Origin of the sequence: Ideonella sp. WA131b, from assembly GCA_023657425.1 — a bacterium.
Taxonomy (GTDB): Bacteria; Pseudomonadota; Gammaproteobacteria; order Burkholderiales; family Burkholderiaceae_C; genus Rubrivivax.
The window spans coordinates 1012066-1026370 of sequence record JAGTJW010000001.1; the positions used below are offsets into that span (position 1 = coordinate 1012066).

Annotated in this window: 12 protein-coding genes; 6 read left to right on the plus strand and 6 right to left on the minus strand. The window is 69.2% G+C overall.

Annotation, left to right across the window (positions count from 1 at the left end):
- Positions 1-22 precede the first annotated feature (22 nt).
- On the plus strand, positions 23-454 hold the full coding sequence (fur, locus tag KA711_04715) for a ferric iron uptake transcriptional regulator (protein MCM0608283.1): 432 nt from the start codon (positions 23-25) through the stop codon (positions 452-454).
- A 22-nt stretch (positions 455-476) separates the two neighbouring features.
- On the opposite strand, the gene KA711_04720 is transcribed toward fur, so the two are convergent.
- From KA711_04720 to raiA, 3 genes are all read right to left on the minus strand, one after another.
- A complete protein-coding gene (locus tag KA711_04720) occupies positions 477-1433 on the minus strand; it encodes an HPr kinase/phosphorylase (GenBank protein ID MCM0608284.1) in 957 nt (318 codons plus the stop codon).
- Positions 1434-1533: 100 nt separating this feature from the next.
- Entirely contained in the window at positions 1534-2004 is a 471-nt protein-coding gene (locus KA711_04725; protein MCM0608285.1) for a PTS sugar transporter subunit IIA, read from the minus strand.
- A 274-nt stretch (positions 2005-2278) separates the two neighbouring features.
- A complete protein-coding gene (gene raiA / locus KA711_04730) occupies positions 2279-2620 on the minus strand; it encodes a ribosome-associated translation inhibitor RaiA (protein ID MCM0608286.1) in 342 nt (113 codons plus the stop codon).
- Between the two features lie 400 nt (positions 2621-3020).
- On the opposite strand from raiA, the gene KA711_04735 reads away from it, so the two are divergent.
- Positions 3021-3635: a glutathione S-transferase N-terminal domain-containing protein gene (locus tag KA711_04735; protein ID MCM0608287.1), complete on the plus strand. Its 615-nt coding sequence runs from the start codon at positions 3021-3023 to the stop codon at positions 3633-3635.
- A 96-nt stretch (positions 3636-3731) separates the two neighbouring features.
- On the opposite strand, the gene KA711_04740 is transcribed toward KA711_04735, so the two are convergent.
- Positions 3732-5387 (minus strand): FMN-binding glutamate synthase family protein, encoded by a 1656-nt coding sequence (locus KA711_04740; protein ID MCM0608288.1) that lies wholly within the window; start codon positions 5385-5387, stop codon positions 3732-3734.
- Positions 5388-5525: 138 nt separating this feature from the next.
- On the opposite strand from KA711_04740, the gene KA711_04745 reads away from it, so the two are divergent.
- Complete coding sequence (locus KA711_04745; GenBank protein ID MCM0608289.1) at positions 5526-6512, plus strand: hypothetical protein; 987 nt, start codon at positions 5526-5528, stop codon at positions 6510-6512.
- Between the two features lie 160 nt (positions 6513-6672).
- On the plus strand, positions 6673-9708 hold the full coding sequence (locus KA711_04750) for an Eco57I restriction-modification methylase domain-containing protein (GenBank protein ID MCM0608290.1): 3036 nt from the start codon (positions 6673-6675) through the stop codon (positions 9706-9708).
- Between the two features lie 798 nt (positions 9709-10506).
- Here KA711_04750 and KA711_04755 read toward each other — a convergent pair.
- On the minus strand, positions 10507-11412 hold the full coding sequence (locus tag KA711_04755; GenBank protein ID MCM0608291.1) for an alpha/beta hydrolase: 906 nt from the start codon (positions 11410-11412) through the stop codon (positions 10507-10509).
- A 35-nt stretch (positions 11413-11447) separates the two neighbouring features.
- Positions 11448-12320 (minus strand): MipA/OmpV family protein, encoded by an 873-nt coding sequence (locus KA711_04760; GenBank protein MCM0608292.1) that lies wholly within the window; start codon positions 12318-12320, stop codon positions 11448-11450.
- 225 nt (positions 12321-12545) lie between these two features.
- On the opposite strand from KA711_04760, the gene KA711_04765 reads away from it, so the two are divergent.
- Both KA711_04765 and metW read left to right on the plus strand, forming a co-directional pair.
- The gene (locus tag KA711_04765; GenBank protein MCM0608293.1) at positions 12546-13688 is read left to right on the plus strand and encodes a homoserine O-acetyltransferase; all 1143 of its coding nucleotides are present in this window, start codon (positions 12546-12548) and stop codon (positions 13686-13688) included.
- On the plus strand, positions 13681-14286 hold the full coding sequence (metW, locus tag KA711_04770; GenBank protein MCM0608294.1) for a methionine biosynthesis protein MetW: 606 nt from the start codon (positions 13681-13683) through the stop codon (positions 14284-14286). Before KA711_04765 ends, metW begins: the two co-directional genes overlap by 8 nt.
- The last annotated feature ends 19 nt before the right edge of the window (positions 14287-14305 follow it).

Consider the following 14305-nt stretch of genomic DNA (forward strand, 5'->3'; position numbering starts at 1 on the left):
ACCGCCGTGCCAGGAGAGGCGAGTGAATCACGTCGACGAACTCAAGAGCAGCGGGCTCAAGGCCACGCTGCCGCGCATCAAGATCCTGGAGGTCTTCCAGCGCTCGGAGCGCCGCCACCTCACGGCCGAGGACGTGTTCAAGGTGCTGCTGCACGATGGCGCCGACATCGGTCTGGCCACCGTCTACCGCGTGCTCATGCAGTTCGAGCAGGCCGGGTTGCTGATCCGCAGCAACTTCGAGAGCGGCAAGGCGGTGTTCGAGCTTGATGAAGGCCAGCACCACGACCATCTGGTGTGCCTGGACTGCGGCCGCGTCGAGGAGTTCTTCGATGCGCAGATCGAGCAGCGCCAGCGCGCCGTGGCCACTGAGCGCGGCTACACGCTGCAGGAGCACTCGCTGGCGCTGTACGCCCGCTGCGCCAAGGACGCCTGCCCGCATCGGCCGGGCAAGTGAGCGCTCGGGCCTCGGCGGGGCTTCATTCCGGCGCGCCCTTGTCCATCGCCGCCTGGTGCCGGCGGATGAACTCCTGGTAGGTGTCGATGCCGCGCAGCTGCAGCACGGTGTTGCGCACCGCGGCCTCCACCAGCACCGCCAGGTTGCGGCCGGCGTCCACCGCGATCACCACCTTGCGCACCGGCAGGCCCAGCACCTCTTCGTGCAGCGGCTCGTAGGGCATGCGCTCGAACTCGCGCTCCAGCGTTTCCTTGCGCACGAGGTGCACGATCAGCTTCAGGCGCATCTTCCGGCGCACCGCCGTCTCGCCGAAGATGGCCTTGATGTCGAGCAGGCCGATGCCGCGCACCTCGAGCAGGTTCTGCAGCAGCTCGGGGCAGCGGCCTTCCAGCGCCGTCTGGCTGATGCGGTAGATGTCGACCGCGTCGTCGGCCACCAGGCCGTGGCCGCGCGACACGAGCTCCAGGCCCAGTTCGCTCTTGCCCAGGCCCGACTCGCCGGTGAGCAGCACGCCGAGGCCCAGGATGTCCATGAACACCCCGTGGCGCGTGGTGCGCTCGGCGAAGTGCTGGCCGAGATAGCTGCGCACCAGGTCGATCACGTGGCCGGCGCTCTCGGCGGTGGCGAACAGCGGGATCTCGGCGCGGTCGCACATGGCCGCCAGCCGCGGCGGCACCTTCACGCCGTCGGCAACGATGATCACCGGCGGCTCCAGCGTGACGATGCGCGCGATGCGGCGCTCGGCGTCCTCGGGGCTGGTGCTTTCGAGGTAGCCCACCTCGCGCCGGCCAACGATCTGCACGCGGTAGGGGTGGATGTAATTGAGGTAGCCGACGAGGTCGGCCGCGCTGCGCGCGTCGCGCACGGCGGCGTCGTCGAAGCGGCGTTCCGGATGGCCCTGGCCGGCCACCCAGGCCCAGTGCAGCGCCTCGCGGTGAGCTTCGAACAGCGCTTCGGCGCTGATGCTTGTGGGCTTCATCCCGCCACGGCGGCCCAGGCCAGGCGCGGAACCGGCTCCGCCGGGCCGCCGCCTGAGCCCCCTCGGGGGGTGGCGGGCGCGAGCGTGCCGGGGGGCACCATCAGGCCACCGACTTGAGCGGTTCCCAGTCGGAGATCAGCTTGTGCACCGCAGCGGCGGCGTCCTCGGTCTTCAGGCGCTCGCGCAGCTCGCGGTCGGACAGCATCTCGGCGATCTCCGAGAGGATCTCCAGATGGCGCTGCGTCGCCGCCTCGGGCACGAGCAGGAAGATCAGCAGTGCCACCGGCTCGTCGTCGGGCGCGTCGAAGGGGATCGGCTGCTGCACACGCAGCACCGCCGCCAGCGGGTTCTTCAGGCCCTTGATGCGGCCGTGCGGGATGGCCACCGCGTGGCCGAGGCCGGTGGAGCCCAGCCGCTCGCGCGCGAACAGGTTGTCGGTGACGATCCCGCGGGCGATGGCGTGCTGGTTCTCGAACAGCAAGCCGGCCTGCTCGAAGACACGTTTTTTGCTGGTCGCGTCCACGTTCACCAGCACGTTGCTGGCGGGCAGGATGGCGGCGAGACGGTTCATCTGGGCATTCCCCTGAGGCTCGTGGCCTCCTGCGACAGCACCACCGGCGCTCCTTGGGGCACCGGCAGGCGTGCGATTGCAGCCGATCTGCAAAAAATCATGATAGCGCCCGGCCAGCGGCCAGATCCCCTTGTCAGGGCCCGAAACAGCGCTTGTTGCAAGCGTTCGCTGCGTTGCAGCAACAAAGCGGCGCCCATCGCGCGCCGCCCCGCAACGCCGACGGCCCCGCAGGGCCGTCGGCGACGGGCCGGGCGCAGCCCGGCTCCGGGGGCGCTCAGGAGGCGCTGGCCGTCTGGCGCTTGAGGCTTTCGTGGTGGTGATCCTGCATGCGGTCCTTGTGGCGCACGACCTGCCGGTCGAGCTTGTCCATCAGCGTGTCGATCGCGGCGTAGAGATCCTCCGCGGCATGCTCGACAAAGATGTCGCGGCCCTTGACGTGCAGGGTGACCTCGGCCCGTTGTCGTCGCTCCTTCTCCTTGTTCTTCTCCACCGTCAGCAGCACGGAAACATCCACCACCTGGTCGAAATGTCGCGTCACGCGATCCAGCTTGGTGAGCACGTACTCTCTCAAAGCCGGCGTGACTTCGAGGTGATGGCCGCTGATCGTCAAGTTCATCAGAACCTCCTTTTCGGGAAAGGGCCGAAGGGACGGGAACGCCGGCGGGTGCCCGGGGTAGGGCGGCCGGCCACGGGACAACGGGGGGGATGGGGTTCGGGGGCGGCGCTGGGGCGGCAGCGGAGGGCAGCAGCGGGAGGGTCGGGATGGGTCGCGCGGGGGCTGTGCGTGAAGACTCGGGGCCAGTGTGCACCTGTTCAGGGGGAGTGGCAAGGCAGTGTGCGTGGCCCTGGCGACGGCGCGGTCGGCAGCCGTGAATGAACCCGGCACGGCCGGGCGGGCGTGGCGGGTCCGTTCACGGCTTCACTGGCCGCCGCACCGCGCCGCCATGCCCTGCTGGCTAAAATGGATCGAACCCAGGGATGACACGAGGCGGCCCCCGCCCTGACACCACAACACGATGAAATTGCTCGGATCACTGACCAGCCCCTACGTGCGCAAGGTGCGCATCGTCATGGCGGAGAAGAAGCTCGACGCCCAGTTCGTGGCCGAAGACGTCTGGGGCAAGGACGACATCCTCAAGAGCAACCCGCTGGGCAAGGTGCCCTGCCTGGTGCTCGATGGCGGCGAGGCGGTGTTCGACTCGCGCGTGATCGTCGAGTACCTCGACACCCTCAGCCCCGTGGGCAAGCTGATCCCGCCCAGCGGCCGCGAGCGCATCGAGGTCAAGACCTGGGAGGCGCTGGCCGACGGCCTGCTTGACGCGTCCATCCTCGCGCGCCTGGAGGCCACCTGGCACGGTCGCAGCGGCGAGCAACGGTCGCAGGCCTGGATCGACCGCCAGATGAGCCGCGTGCACGCCGCGATGCACAGCATGTCGCTGGGGCTGGGCGACAAGGCCTGGTGCAACGGCACGCACTTCACGTTGGCCGACGTGGCCGCGGGCTGCGCCCTCGGCTACCTGGACTTCCGCTTCCCGCAGATCGACTGGCGCGGCACGCACCCCAACCTGGCCAAGTGGCACGAGAAGCTCGCTGCGCGGCAGAGCTACATCGACACGGCCCCACCGGGCTGAGCCATCGCCGGGGCTCGAAACAGCCCTTCGACAAGCTCAGGGCGAACGGGGGGTAGCTTCCCGTCGGGCTGAGCCTGTCGAAGCCCTGCCCCCGGATCACCCCGCAGCCGAGAAGCTGTCGCTGCGCGCCACCGGCCAGTACAGCCGGTAGACGTTGTGCGGCCATTCGCCGCGGCCCTCGAGGGCCGCGAGCAGCGCGCCCGGCTTCAGGAAGGGCAGCTGGTTGGCCAGCAGCCGGACGTCGCCCTGCGCCGCGCGGCGCACGATGTGGCTGGCCGTGACCTCGCCCGGGTGCTGCAGGCCCGCGGCCTGCACCAGCTCTTTCAGCGCCATCAGCGTGTGCTGGTGGAAGCGCCAGACCCGCTCCGTCTTCGTGGGCACCACCAGCGCCTGCTGGCGCAGCGGGTCCTGCGTCGTCACGCCTGTGGGGCAGGTGCCGGTGTGGCAGGTCTGGGCCTGGATGCAGCCCAGGGCGAACATGAAGCCGCGCGCCGAGTTGCACCAGTCGGCGCCCAGCGCCATGCAGCGAGCGATGTCGAAGGCGCTGACCACCTTGCCCGCCGCGCCGAGGCGGATGCGCTGGCGCAGGTTCATCCCCACCAGCGTGTTGTGCACGAGCAGCAGGCCCTCCTGCAGCGGTGCACCGACATGGTCGGTGAACTCCAGCGGCGCCGCCCCCGTGCCGCCCTCGGCGCCGTCGACGACGATGAAGTCAGGCAGGAGGCCGGTCTCGAGCATGGCCTTGCAGATGGCGAACCACTCCCAGGGGTGGCCGACGCAGAACTTGAAGCCCACCGGCTTGCCGCCCGACAGGCGCCGCAGCCGCTCGATGAAGCGCAGCATCTCCACCGGTGTGGCAAAGGCCGAGTGGCGGGCCGGGCTCACGCAGTCCACGCCCGCGGGCACACCGCGCGCGGCGGCGATCTCGGGCGTGACCTTGGGGCCCGGCAGCACGCCGCCGTGCCCGGGCTTGGCGCCCTGGCTCAGCTTGAGCTCGATCATCTTCACCTGCGGATCGAGCGCGTTCTGGGCGAAGCCTTCCTCGCTGAAGTGCCCGGCTTCGTCGCGGCAGCCGAAGTAGCCGCTGCCGATCTCCCAGATCAGGTCGCCGCCGTGCACGCGGTGGTGCTGGCTGATGCTGCCTTCGCCGGTGTCGTGCGCGAAGCCGCCCTTCTTGGCGCCGCCGTTCAGCGCCAGGATGGCGTTGGCGCTGAGGGCGCCGAAGCTCATGGCCGAGATGTTGAAGACGCTGGCGCTGTAGGGCTGGGTGCAGCCCGTGCCGCCCTCGCCCACGGTGATGCGGAAGTCGTGGCTGGCGATGACCGAGGGCACCACCGAGTGGTTGATCCACTCGTAGCCCTGGGCATGCACATCGAGCTGGGTGCCGAAGGGTCGCTTGTCGGCATCGCCCTTGGCGCGCTGGTAGACCAGGCTGCGCTGCTGGCGCGAAAACGGCGCGGCCTCGTTGTCGGACTCGATGAAGTACTGGCGCATCTCGGGCCGGATGAACTCCAGCAGGAAACGCAGGTGCCCGATGACGGGGTAGTTGCGCAGCACCGAGTGCCGCGTCTGGCGGGTGTCGCGCCAGCCCAGGGCCGTGAGGAACAGACCCGCAAGCGCAGCCAGGCCGAGCATGCCCGGGCCGCCGAGCACCCAGCCCACGCCGCCCAACAGCGCCACCACGGCCGACAGCAGCCACGCCGTGTAGCGCACCGGGAAGTGCTGGTCGAGGCGGTGAAGCCAAGCGTGCATGGGGTGTCTCCGGCGCCGCTTCAGGTGGCGGGCTGCACCCGATGCTAGTGCGGCGGTCGGGCAGCGACGCGGCCAGCAACACTGCAGTGGGCTGTGCAGACGCCGCCTTAAACTGCCCCGCCACCCCACGCTGCCCGCATGCAAGGACAACTTTTTTCGCAGGACTTCCTGCGCTTCGGCATCCGCGACACGCCACCCTACCAGGCGCTTTCTGCCGAGGCAGCGGCGGCTTTCGAGCCGCGGCTGCGCGCCATCTTCGCCGGCCTGTCGGCCGACACCGTGATGAACGAGGCGCAGACCGAGCAGCTCGTCATCGAGCGCGTGTTGATGGAGCTCGGCTGGGCCGACGACTACCTGCCGCAGGTCAACCTCAGCGGCAAGCGGCGCGAAGACGTGCCCGACATCCTGCTGTTTGCCGACGCCGCGGCCAAGCAGCGCGCCCTCGACGAAAAACACGACGACCGTCGCTACCGCCACGGCCTGGCGCTGCTCGAAGCGAAGCGCTGGCTGCGCCCGCTCGACCGCGGCGCCAGCGACGAACCGCTCGACCCCGGCGCGCCCAGCTCGCAGATGCTGCGCTACCTCTCGCGCGCCGACGTGGCCAGCGATCGCTCCGTCAAGTGGGGCGTGCTCACCAACGGCGGCGTCTGGCGCCTGTACTGGCAAGACGCCCGCTCGCGCGCCGAGGAGTTTCTTGAACTCGACCTCGCCGCACTGCTGGGCGTGCCCGGCGTGCAGCCGGACATCGACATGCCCGAGCCCGCGCACGGGCTGAAGCTGTTTTTTCTGCTCTTCAACCGCGCGGCCTTTCTCACGCAGACCTGGGACAGCGCGGCGCGCAGTTTCCATGCCTACGCCCGCGCCGAGGCCCGGGCGTACGAAGAAAAGGTGTCGGCCGATCTGGGCCGGCGCGTCTTTGACGAGATCTTTCCCACGCTGGCGCAGGCGCTGGCGCGTGGCGACCTGGAGGCGAATGAAGGAACCCGTGGGCTACGGCAGCGGCACGCGCCACCGCTACACCCGCGAGTACCTGGAAGAGGTGCGCGAGGCCACGCTCATCTTGCTGTACCGGCTGCTGTTCCTGTTCTACGCCGAAGACCGGCGGCTGCTGCCGGTGGGGGATGAGCGGTACCGGGCCTACAGCGTGCGGGCGCTGCGTGAAGCGCGTGCGCGACGACAGGTCGACGCGGGCCAGCGCTGGTCCGCCACGCAGCTAACCGCTTGTGGCTCTCACTGAAGGGCTGCGTTCTGGACTCATCGTGACGTTGGCGACGACACCATCGGCATGCCCGCCTACAACGGCGGCCTGTTCAACCGCGGCCGCAGCCTGCTGCTGGAGCGCACGCGCGTGCCCGACGCGGTGCTGGCGCCCATCATCGACGCACTCAGCCGCCGCACGGAAGACCTGTTGCGCGGCTGGATCAACTACCGCGACCTGAGCGTCAGCCACCTGGGCAGCATCTACGAGCGGCTGCTCGAATACCAGCTGCAGCACGAGGTGGCCCCGGCCGACCTGCACTACAGCCCCGAGATCGACCGCGTCACGGCCGTGCCCGCCAGCTTTGCGCGCAAGGTCTCGGGCAGCTACTACACGCACGACGATCTGGTGCAGCTCATCCTGCGCGAAAGCGTGGGCCTGCTGGCCAGCGAGCGCGTGGCCGCCTTCGACACGCTGCTCGACGGCTGGAAGAAAAAGGGCTCGCTCAACCCCGCCGAGTGGGAGCGCCTGGACGCGGCCGACCCGGCCAGCCGCATCCTCGAACTCAAGATCTGCGATCCCGCCATGGGCAGCGGCCACTTCCTGGTGGCGCTGGTGGACTTCATCGCCGACCGCGTGCTGGAGGCCGCCACCGCCGCACAGCTGCGCGTGGCCGACATGCCCTGGGCCGCGCACCTGGCCGAGCGCGGCCGGCCCTGGGAGAGCCCGCTGCTGGTGCGGCTGGCGGCCGTGCGCGGCGCGATCAAGAAGCAAGCCCGCGAGCACGGCTGGGCGGTGGCCGACGCGCAGCTCGACGACCGCCACATCGTGCGCCGCATGGTGCTGAAGAAGTGCGTCTTCGGCGTCGACAAGAACGCCATGGCCGTGGAGCTGGCCAAGACGGCGCTGTGGCTGCACACCTTTACCGTGGGCGCGCCGCTGAGTTTTCTGGACCACCACTTGAAGCACGGCGACAGCCTGCACGGCGAGCGCCTGGCCACGGTGCAGCAGGGCCTGCAAGTGCTGGGCATGCTGTTCCAGCAGGCCGAGCTGCAACGGTTGGAGCTCGCGGCCAAGAACTTGCAGCAAGTGGCCGACTTCACCGATGTCGACATCGCCGAGGCGCGGCTGAGCCAGCGGCTGGCCGAAGAGGCCGATGCCCAGGTGGCGCCGGTGCACGCGCTGCTGGACTTTTGGCGGGCGATGCGCTGGCTGGTGCCGGGCTGGCCGGTGGACAAGGCGGCCAAGCTCACGAAGCTGTGCGACGAGCCCACGCGCGCGGCTCTGGACACCTTGCTGGAGCCCACGCGCAACCTCGTGGCGACTTTGGCCGCCGGCACGCTGGACGGTGCGGGCGCAGGCCCCGAAGCCGCGCGGGCGCTGCTGCAGCGCGTGCGCTCGCTGGCGGCTGAGGAGCGCTTCTTCCACTGGTGGACGGCGTTTCCGACAGCGTTTGCTGGTGCGGACCCGGGGTTCGACGCGGTGATCGGCAACCCGCCGTGGGACGTGATGCGCGTCGAAGAAGTTCAGTGGTTCTCTGATCGGATTCCCGAGATCGCCCACGCGCAGAAGGCATCCGAACGCAAAGCGCTGATCAAGGGCTTGGCGACCAAGCAACCCTCACTGCATCAAGAGTTCACCCGACAGGTTGAAAGGGCCGATGCGCAGCGCCGCGTGGTCGCCGACGGCGGCGACTTTCCGCTGTTGTCGACTGGCGACGTCAACCTATACAGCTTGTTCGTCGAGCGAGCGCTGACCTTGGCCAAGCCGCAGGGAGTCGTGGCGCTGCTGACCCCCAGTGGCATCGCGGCGGACAAGGGAGCGTCGGCATTTTTCCGCAGCATCGCCGCCACGGAGCGGCTGGGTGCGCTGTTCGACTTCGAAAACAAGAAGGCGTTCTTTCCAGACGTGGACTCGCGCTTCAAGTTCTGCACGCTGGTGTTCGGCGGCGAGGCGCGGCGGTTTGCGGGCACGCGAGCGGCTTTCTTTCTGCACACCGTGGCGGAGTTGGCCGATGCGAGCCGGTTGCTGCAGCTCACCGCGGCTGACTTCGGTCTGCTCAATCCCAACACCGGTTCAGCGCCCATCTTCAGAACGCGCCGCGACTTCGAGTTGACCAAGAAGGTCTTTGCCATCCATCCCGTGCTGGTTCACCACCTTCAGAGTGGTCGGCGAAGCACATGGCCCGTCGCCTACGCCAGGATGTTTGACATGACCAACGATTCGTCCTGGTTTCGAAAGGCCTCTGAGCTCTCGACAGAGGCCGTCGTGCCGCTTTATGAGGGCAAGATGGTTCAGGCTTATGACCACCGTGCCGCCGATGTGGCTGTGAATCTGGCCAATCTGAAACGTGCGGCTCAGCCGGAAGCCTTGAGCAGCAGCGAGAAGCACGATCCTCAACGCTTAGCTGGACCGCAATACTGGGTCGAAAGGGCGGTCGCGCAACGGTTTGGCGCGCGGCCTTGGATGCTCGCATTCAAGTCGGTCACTTCACCGACCAACATGCGCACCATGATTGCTGCCGTCCTGCCGGAAAGCGGGGTTGGCCACAGCATGTCGGTGCTGCTGCCACCTCCTGAACAGGGACCTCGCACAACCGCGTTGCTTCTCGCGGTTCTCAATTCGTTCTCATTCGACTGGCTTGCCCGCCAAAAGGTCCAGGGGCAGAACTTCAGCTGGTTCATCCTCGAACAACTCCCCGTCATCCCCCCCGCCCGCTTCGACGACCCGCTGCCCGCCGCCTTCACCCAGCACGTTCGTGAGGCCAGCCTGATGAACGGCCACCACCCCGCGCCCACCATCGCCGACTTCGTGCTGCCGCAGGTGCTGGCCTTGAGCTACACCGCGCACGACCTGGCGCCGTTTGCGCGTGACCTGGGCTATGTCGACGAGCAAGGCCAGGTGCTGCCGCCCATCCGCTGGGACGACGAAGACCGCCGCCGCCGCCTGGCCGCGCTGGACGCGCTGTTCTTCTGGCTCTACGGCCTGGGCGCCGACGACGCGGCGTACGTGCTCGACACCTTCCCCATCGTGCGCGCGCAAGACGAGGCGCGCTTTGGCCGCTACCGCACAAAAGAAGAGGTGCTGGCCCTGCTGGGCTTGCTGCCGGCGGCGGCAGCCTGACCCACCCGTGGCCGGGAAGCCACCGCTCGCTCTGGGCAACAGCACCCGCTCGCCCTGAGCCTGTCGAAGGGCTCGCGCCACACACCACCGCTCGCCCTGAGCTTGTCGAAGGGCTCGCGTCACAAACCTCCGTTCGCCCTGAGCCTGTCGAAGGGCTTGCGTCACACACCACCGTTCGGCCTGAGCCTGTCGAAGGGCTTGCGTCACAAACCTCCGTTCGCCCTGAGCCTGTCGAAGGGCTCGCGTCACACACCACCGTTCGCCCTGAGCCTGTCGAAGGGCTTGCGCCACACACCTCCGTTCGCCCTGAGCTTGTCGAAGGGCTCGCGTCACAAACCTCCGTTCGCCCTGAGCTTGTCGAAGGGCTCCCGGGGGGCTTCGACAAGCTCAGCCCTACAGCCTGTGCACTTCACGAGCCCTTCGACAAGCTCAGGGCGAACGGAGGGTTTGCTCAGCCCGAACGGAGGGTTTGCTCAGCGCGAACGGAGGGGTTCACTTGCGCCGAACGGAGGGGTTCGCTCGCACCGAACGGAGGGGTTCGCTCCCAGCGAACAGAAGGTTTTGCTCACAGCGAACGGCGAGGTTCGCTCACAGCGAAAGGAGGGTTTTTGTCAGGGCGAACAGAGGGGTTTGCTCAGGACGCACGGAGAGGTTTGCTCAGGCCGCGCGGAGAGGTTTGCTCAGGACACAAGGAGAGGTTCGCTCAGGACACAAGGCGAGGTTCGCTCGGCGCGAGCAAAGGGTTCGCCCGGCACCCACACCACCGTTCGCCCTGCGAGACCGGTTCCACCGGCTCGATCACTGCGCAAAGAAGGCGCCCAGCTGCGCCGCCGTGGCCTCGGGCTGCTCTTCGGGCAGGTAGTGGCCGCAGTCGAGCGCCTCACCCTGCACGCGGCCGCGGCTGGCGGCGCGCCACAGCGCCATCGGGTCGAACAGGGCCTGCACGATGCCGCGGCCGCCCCACAGCACCAGCAGATCGCAGGCCAGCTTGTCGCCGGCGGCACGGCTGGCGCGGTCGAGTTCGAGATCGCAGGTGAGCGCGGCGCGGTAGTCCTCGCACATGGCGTGCACGACCTCGGGCCGCTGGATGGCGCGTTCGTACTCGGCCAGCGCCGCCGGGTGCAGGTGCGCCAGCGAGGCGGCACCCCAGCCGCCAAGCTTGCGGTGCAGGTAGCGCACGGGGTCGGCGGCGATCATGCGCTCGGGTTCGGGCGCCGGCTGCGCCAGAAAGAACCAGTGGTAGTAGGCGCGGCCGAAGCGCCAGTCGGCGCCTTCGACCATGTCGAGCGTGGGCGCGATGTCGAGCACCGCGAGCTTCGTCACCGCCTCGGGTGCGTCGAGCGCCAGGCGGTGTGCGACACGGCCGCCGCGGTCGTGGCCCGCAACGGCAAAGCGCTCGTGGCCGAGCTGCCGCATCAGCGCCAGCACATCGGCGGCCAGCGCGCGCTTGCCCATCTGCGTGTGCTGCGGCTCGTCGGGCGCGGCCTGGCTGTCGCCGTAGCCGCGCAGGTCGGGCAGCACGAGGCGGAAGTGCGGCGCAAGCTGCGGCACCACGCGGTGCCAGAGCAGGTGCGTCTGCGGGAAGCCGTGCAGCAGCAGCAGCGGCGGCGCGCCGACACGGCCGCCAATGCGGCCGCGCAGGCGCCGGCCCTGGACAGGCAGGTCGAGCGGCTCGAAATCTTCGAAACCGGGGATGGGGCTCATGGCGGTCCTGTCACTCAGGTCGATGGTCGGTGGGCTCAGTTTTGCGCCGGGCGGTCGGAGCGCGCAAAAGTCCACGACACGCCCAGGCCCACGGCCGTGCCGCGTGTCTTGCCCACGAGTGGGCTGCTCTCGTTGGCGGCGCCGCGCACGCTGTCGACTCGCGCAAAGCCAAACACCACCCAATCGCGGCCCAGGCGACGGCTGAGGTTGAACGACAAGCGCGTGGCCACCAGCCCGGCCTGGGCCTCGTAGGCCGGCCGCGTGGCGGTGGCGAAGGCGGGTGCGACGCCGTAGAAGGTGTCGGCCAGGCGCTCGTCGGCGATCAGCAGGCCCAGGCTGCCACCGATGTCGAAGCCGGCGGCCCGCCGGCTCCACCGCAGCGAAGGCTCGAGCGCCATGCCGCGGTATTCAAAGCGGTTGCTGACGTCGAACACGCCGCGCAGCGGCACCGCCACGCCCAGGTTGCCGCCAAAGGCCGGGCCCAGGCGCCAGCGCAGGCGCGGGCCGAACTCCACCAGCGTGCCGATGTTGGGCAGGCCGCGGCGGGCGTCGTTGTCGGACGCCGCAGAGCCAAAGCTGCCGGCAAAGCCGACGTCCAGTTCCATGCGCTCGGTACGGGCCGCGCGCACGCCCACGATGCCTTGTTCGGCACGCAGCACGCGGCCGCGGTACAGCAGGTAAGGCACCGCGATGGCGTTGCGGGTGCGCTGCCTCGCACCCGGGTAGGCCGGCGACTGCGCGCCGAAGGCGGCCAGACCTGCCTCCCACAGTGGCTGCGGCGGGCGGCCGTCGGCAGGGGTTTCGGGGCCGGGCTCGTCAGCCGGCTGGGCCAGCGCCGCCGTGGGCAGGCACAAGAGCCCGGCGCAGGCCAGGGCGCCGATCAGGGCGGTGAAGGCGGGTGTGTTCATCGCAGGCCATGTTAGGGCCCTGGCTATACTTTTGGCTTCAGCGCCGATTTGCTCCGGATTGCGGGCGCTTTCAACAAATGCGGCCAAAGCGGTACCCCCGCTTCTGAGAAGGCTCATGTCGCGCAGCGATGTGATGCCAGAACTACACAGGATGTCCGAATGAGCAGCCTTGCGCTGATCGCCCGGGGTCCGTGTTGACGCGCGGCACCGGGTTTTCTCTTGGTCATGGGTTCGGTCGGTTCCGTCACGCCACAGTCGATGCGTTTTGAAGAGCCGCTGCCGCTGCAGAGCGGCGCGGTGCTGCCGGCCTGCGACCTGGCCTACGAGACCTACGGCACGCTCAACGCCACGCGCAGCAACGCCGTGCTGGTGTGCCATGCGCTCAACGCCAGCCACCACGTGGCCGGCAGCGCGCCCGACGGCAGCCTGGGCTGGTGGGACAACCTCGTCGGCCCGGGCAAGCCGCTGGACACGAACCGCTTCTTCGTCATCGGCATCAACAACCCGGGCTCGTGCTTCGGCAGCACCGGGCCGATGCACGCGAACCCGGCCACCGGGCGACCGTGGGGCGCCGATTTCCCGGTGGTCACGGTCGAGGACTGGGTCGAGGCGCAGGCCCGGCTGCTCAGCCGCCTGGGCATCGAGCAGCTCGCCGCCGTGATCGGCGGCAGCCTCGGCGGCATGCAGGCCCTGGCCTGGGCGCTGCGCCACCCGCAGCGCGTGCGCCACGTGGCGGTCATCGCCACCGCGCCCAACCTGTCGGCGCAGAACATCGCCTTCAACGAGGTCGCGCGCCGCGCCATCGTCACCGACCCCGATTTCCACGGCGGCCACTTCTACGGCCATGGCGTGGTGCCCGGCCGCGGACTGCGCGTGGCGCGCATGCTGGGGCACATCACCTACCTGTCGGACGACGCCATGGAAGCGCGCTTCGGCCGCCGCCTGCAGGCCGGCGAGGCCGCGCCGCTGACCTACAGCACCCGCGACATCGAGTTCGCGGTCGAGAGCTACCTGCGCCACCAGGGCGACAAGTTCAGCACCTACTTCGACGCCAACACTTACCTGCTGATCACGCGCGCGCTCGACTACTTCGACCCGGCACGCGCACACGGCGGCAGCCTGAAGGCCGCGTTCGCCGCGGCGCGCGGCCTGCGCTTCCTGGTCGTGAGCTTCACCACCGACTGGCGCTTCGCGCCGGCGCGCAGCCGCGAGATCGTGAAAGCGCTGGTCGACAACGACATCGCCGTGAACTACGCCGAGATCGCCGCGCCACACGGGCACGACGCCTTCCTGCTGGACGACGCCCGCTACCACGCGGTGGTGCGGGCCTGGTTCGAGCGCATCGAGCCCGGGGGCTCCCATGTCTGAACGCAGCGATCTCGAAGTGATCGGCTCGCTGGTGCCTCACGGCAGCCGCGTGCTCGACCTGGGCTGCGGCGACGGCGCACTGCTGCAATGGCTGCAACGCGAAAAGGGCTGCAGCGGCTACGGCGTGGAGCTGGCCGATGCCAACGTGCTGCAGTGCGTGCAGCGTGGCGTCGACGTGGTGCAGCTCGACCTCGAGGAAGGCCTGGCGCTCTTCGACGACCAGAGCTTCGATGTCGTGCTGCAGATCGACACGCTGCAGGCCATCCGCCACACCGAGCGCATGCTGCGCGAGACGGCGCGGGTGGGCCGCATCGGCATCGTCGCCTTCCCGAACTTCGCGCACTGGCCCAATCGGCTGAAGGTGGCCGCCGGCCGCATGCCGGTGACACGCGCGCTGCCCTACGAGTGGCACGACACGCCGAACATCCGAGTCGGCACCTTCGCCGACTTCGGCGTGCTGGCCCGCCGCCTGGGCCTGCACGTGACCGACGCCTTCGGCCTGCACGAGGGCCGGGTGCTGCGCCTGGCGCCCAACTGGCGCGCCAGCGTGGCGGTGTACCGCTTCGAGCAGGGCGCGCAGAGCCGGCACTTGCGCTAGTGTAGTGTTCGACTCTTGA

Bases quoted from the DNA above. Each gene is read 5' to 3' on its own strand.
- KA711_04725 (MCM0608285.1), bottom strand. From the start codon at position 2,004: ATGAACCGTCTCGCCGCCATCCTGCCCGCCAGCAACGTGCTGGTGAAC.
- raiA (MCM0608286.1), bottom strand. From the start codon at position 2,620: ATGAACTTGACGATCAGCGGCCATCACCTCGAAGTCACGCCGGCTTTG.
- metW (MCM0608294.1), top strand. From the start codon at position 13,681: ATGTCTGAACGCAGCGATCTCGAAGTGATCGGCTCGCTGGTGCCTCAC.
- KA711_04765 (MCM0608293.1), top strand. From the start codon at position 12,546: ATGGGTTCGGTCGGTTCCGTCACGCCACAGTCGATGCGTTTTGAAGAG.
- KA711_04750 (MCM0608290.1), top strand. From the start codon at position 6,673: ATGCCCGCCTACAACGGCGGCCTGTTCAACCGCGGCCGCAGCCTGCTG.
- KA711_04720 (MCM0608284.1), bottom strand. From the start codon at position 1,433: ATGAAGCCCACAAGCATCAGCGCCGAAGCGCTGTTCGAAGCTCACCGC.
- KA711_04745 (MCM0608289.1), top strand. From the start codon at position 5,526: ATGCAAGGACAACTTTTTTCGCAGGACTTCCTGCGCTTCGGCATCCGC.
- KA711_04760 (MCM0608292.1), bottom strand. From the start codon at position 12,320: ATGAACACACCCGCCTTCACCGCCCTGATCGGCGCCCTGGCCTGCGCC.
- KA711_04755 (MCM0608291.1), bottom strand. From the start codon at position 11,412: ATGAGCCCCATCCCCGGTTTCGAAGATTTCGAGCCGCTCGACCTGCCT.
- KA711_04740 (MCM0608288.1), bottom strand. From the start codon at position 5,387: ATGCACGCTTGGCTTCACCGCCTCGACCAGCACTTCCCGGTGCGCTAC.
- KA711_04735 (MCM0608287.1), top strand. From the start codon at position 3,021: ATGAAATTGCTCGGATCACTGACCAGCCCCTACGTGCGCAAGGTGCGC.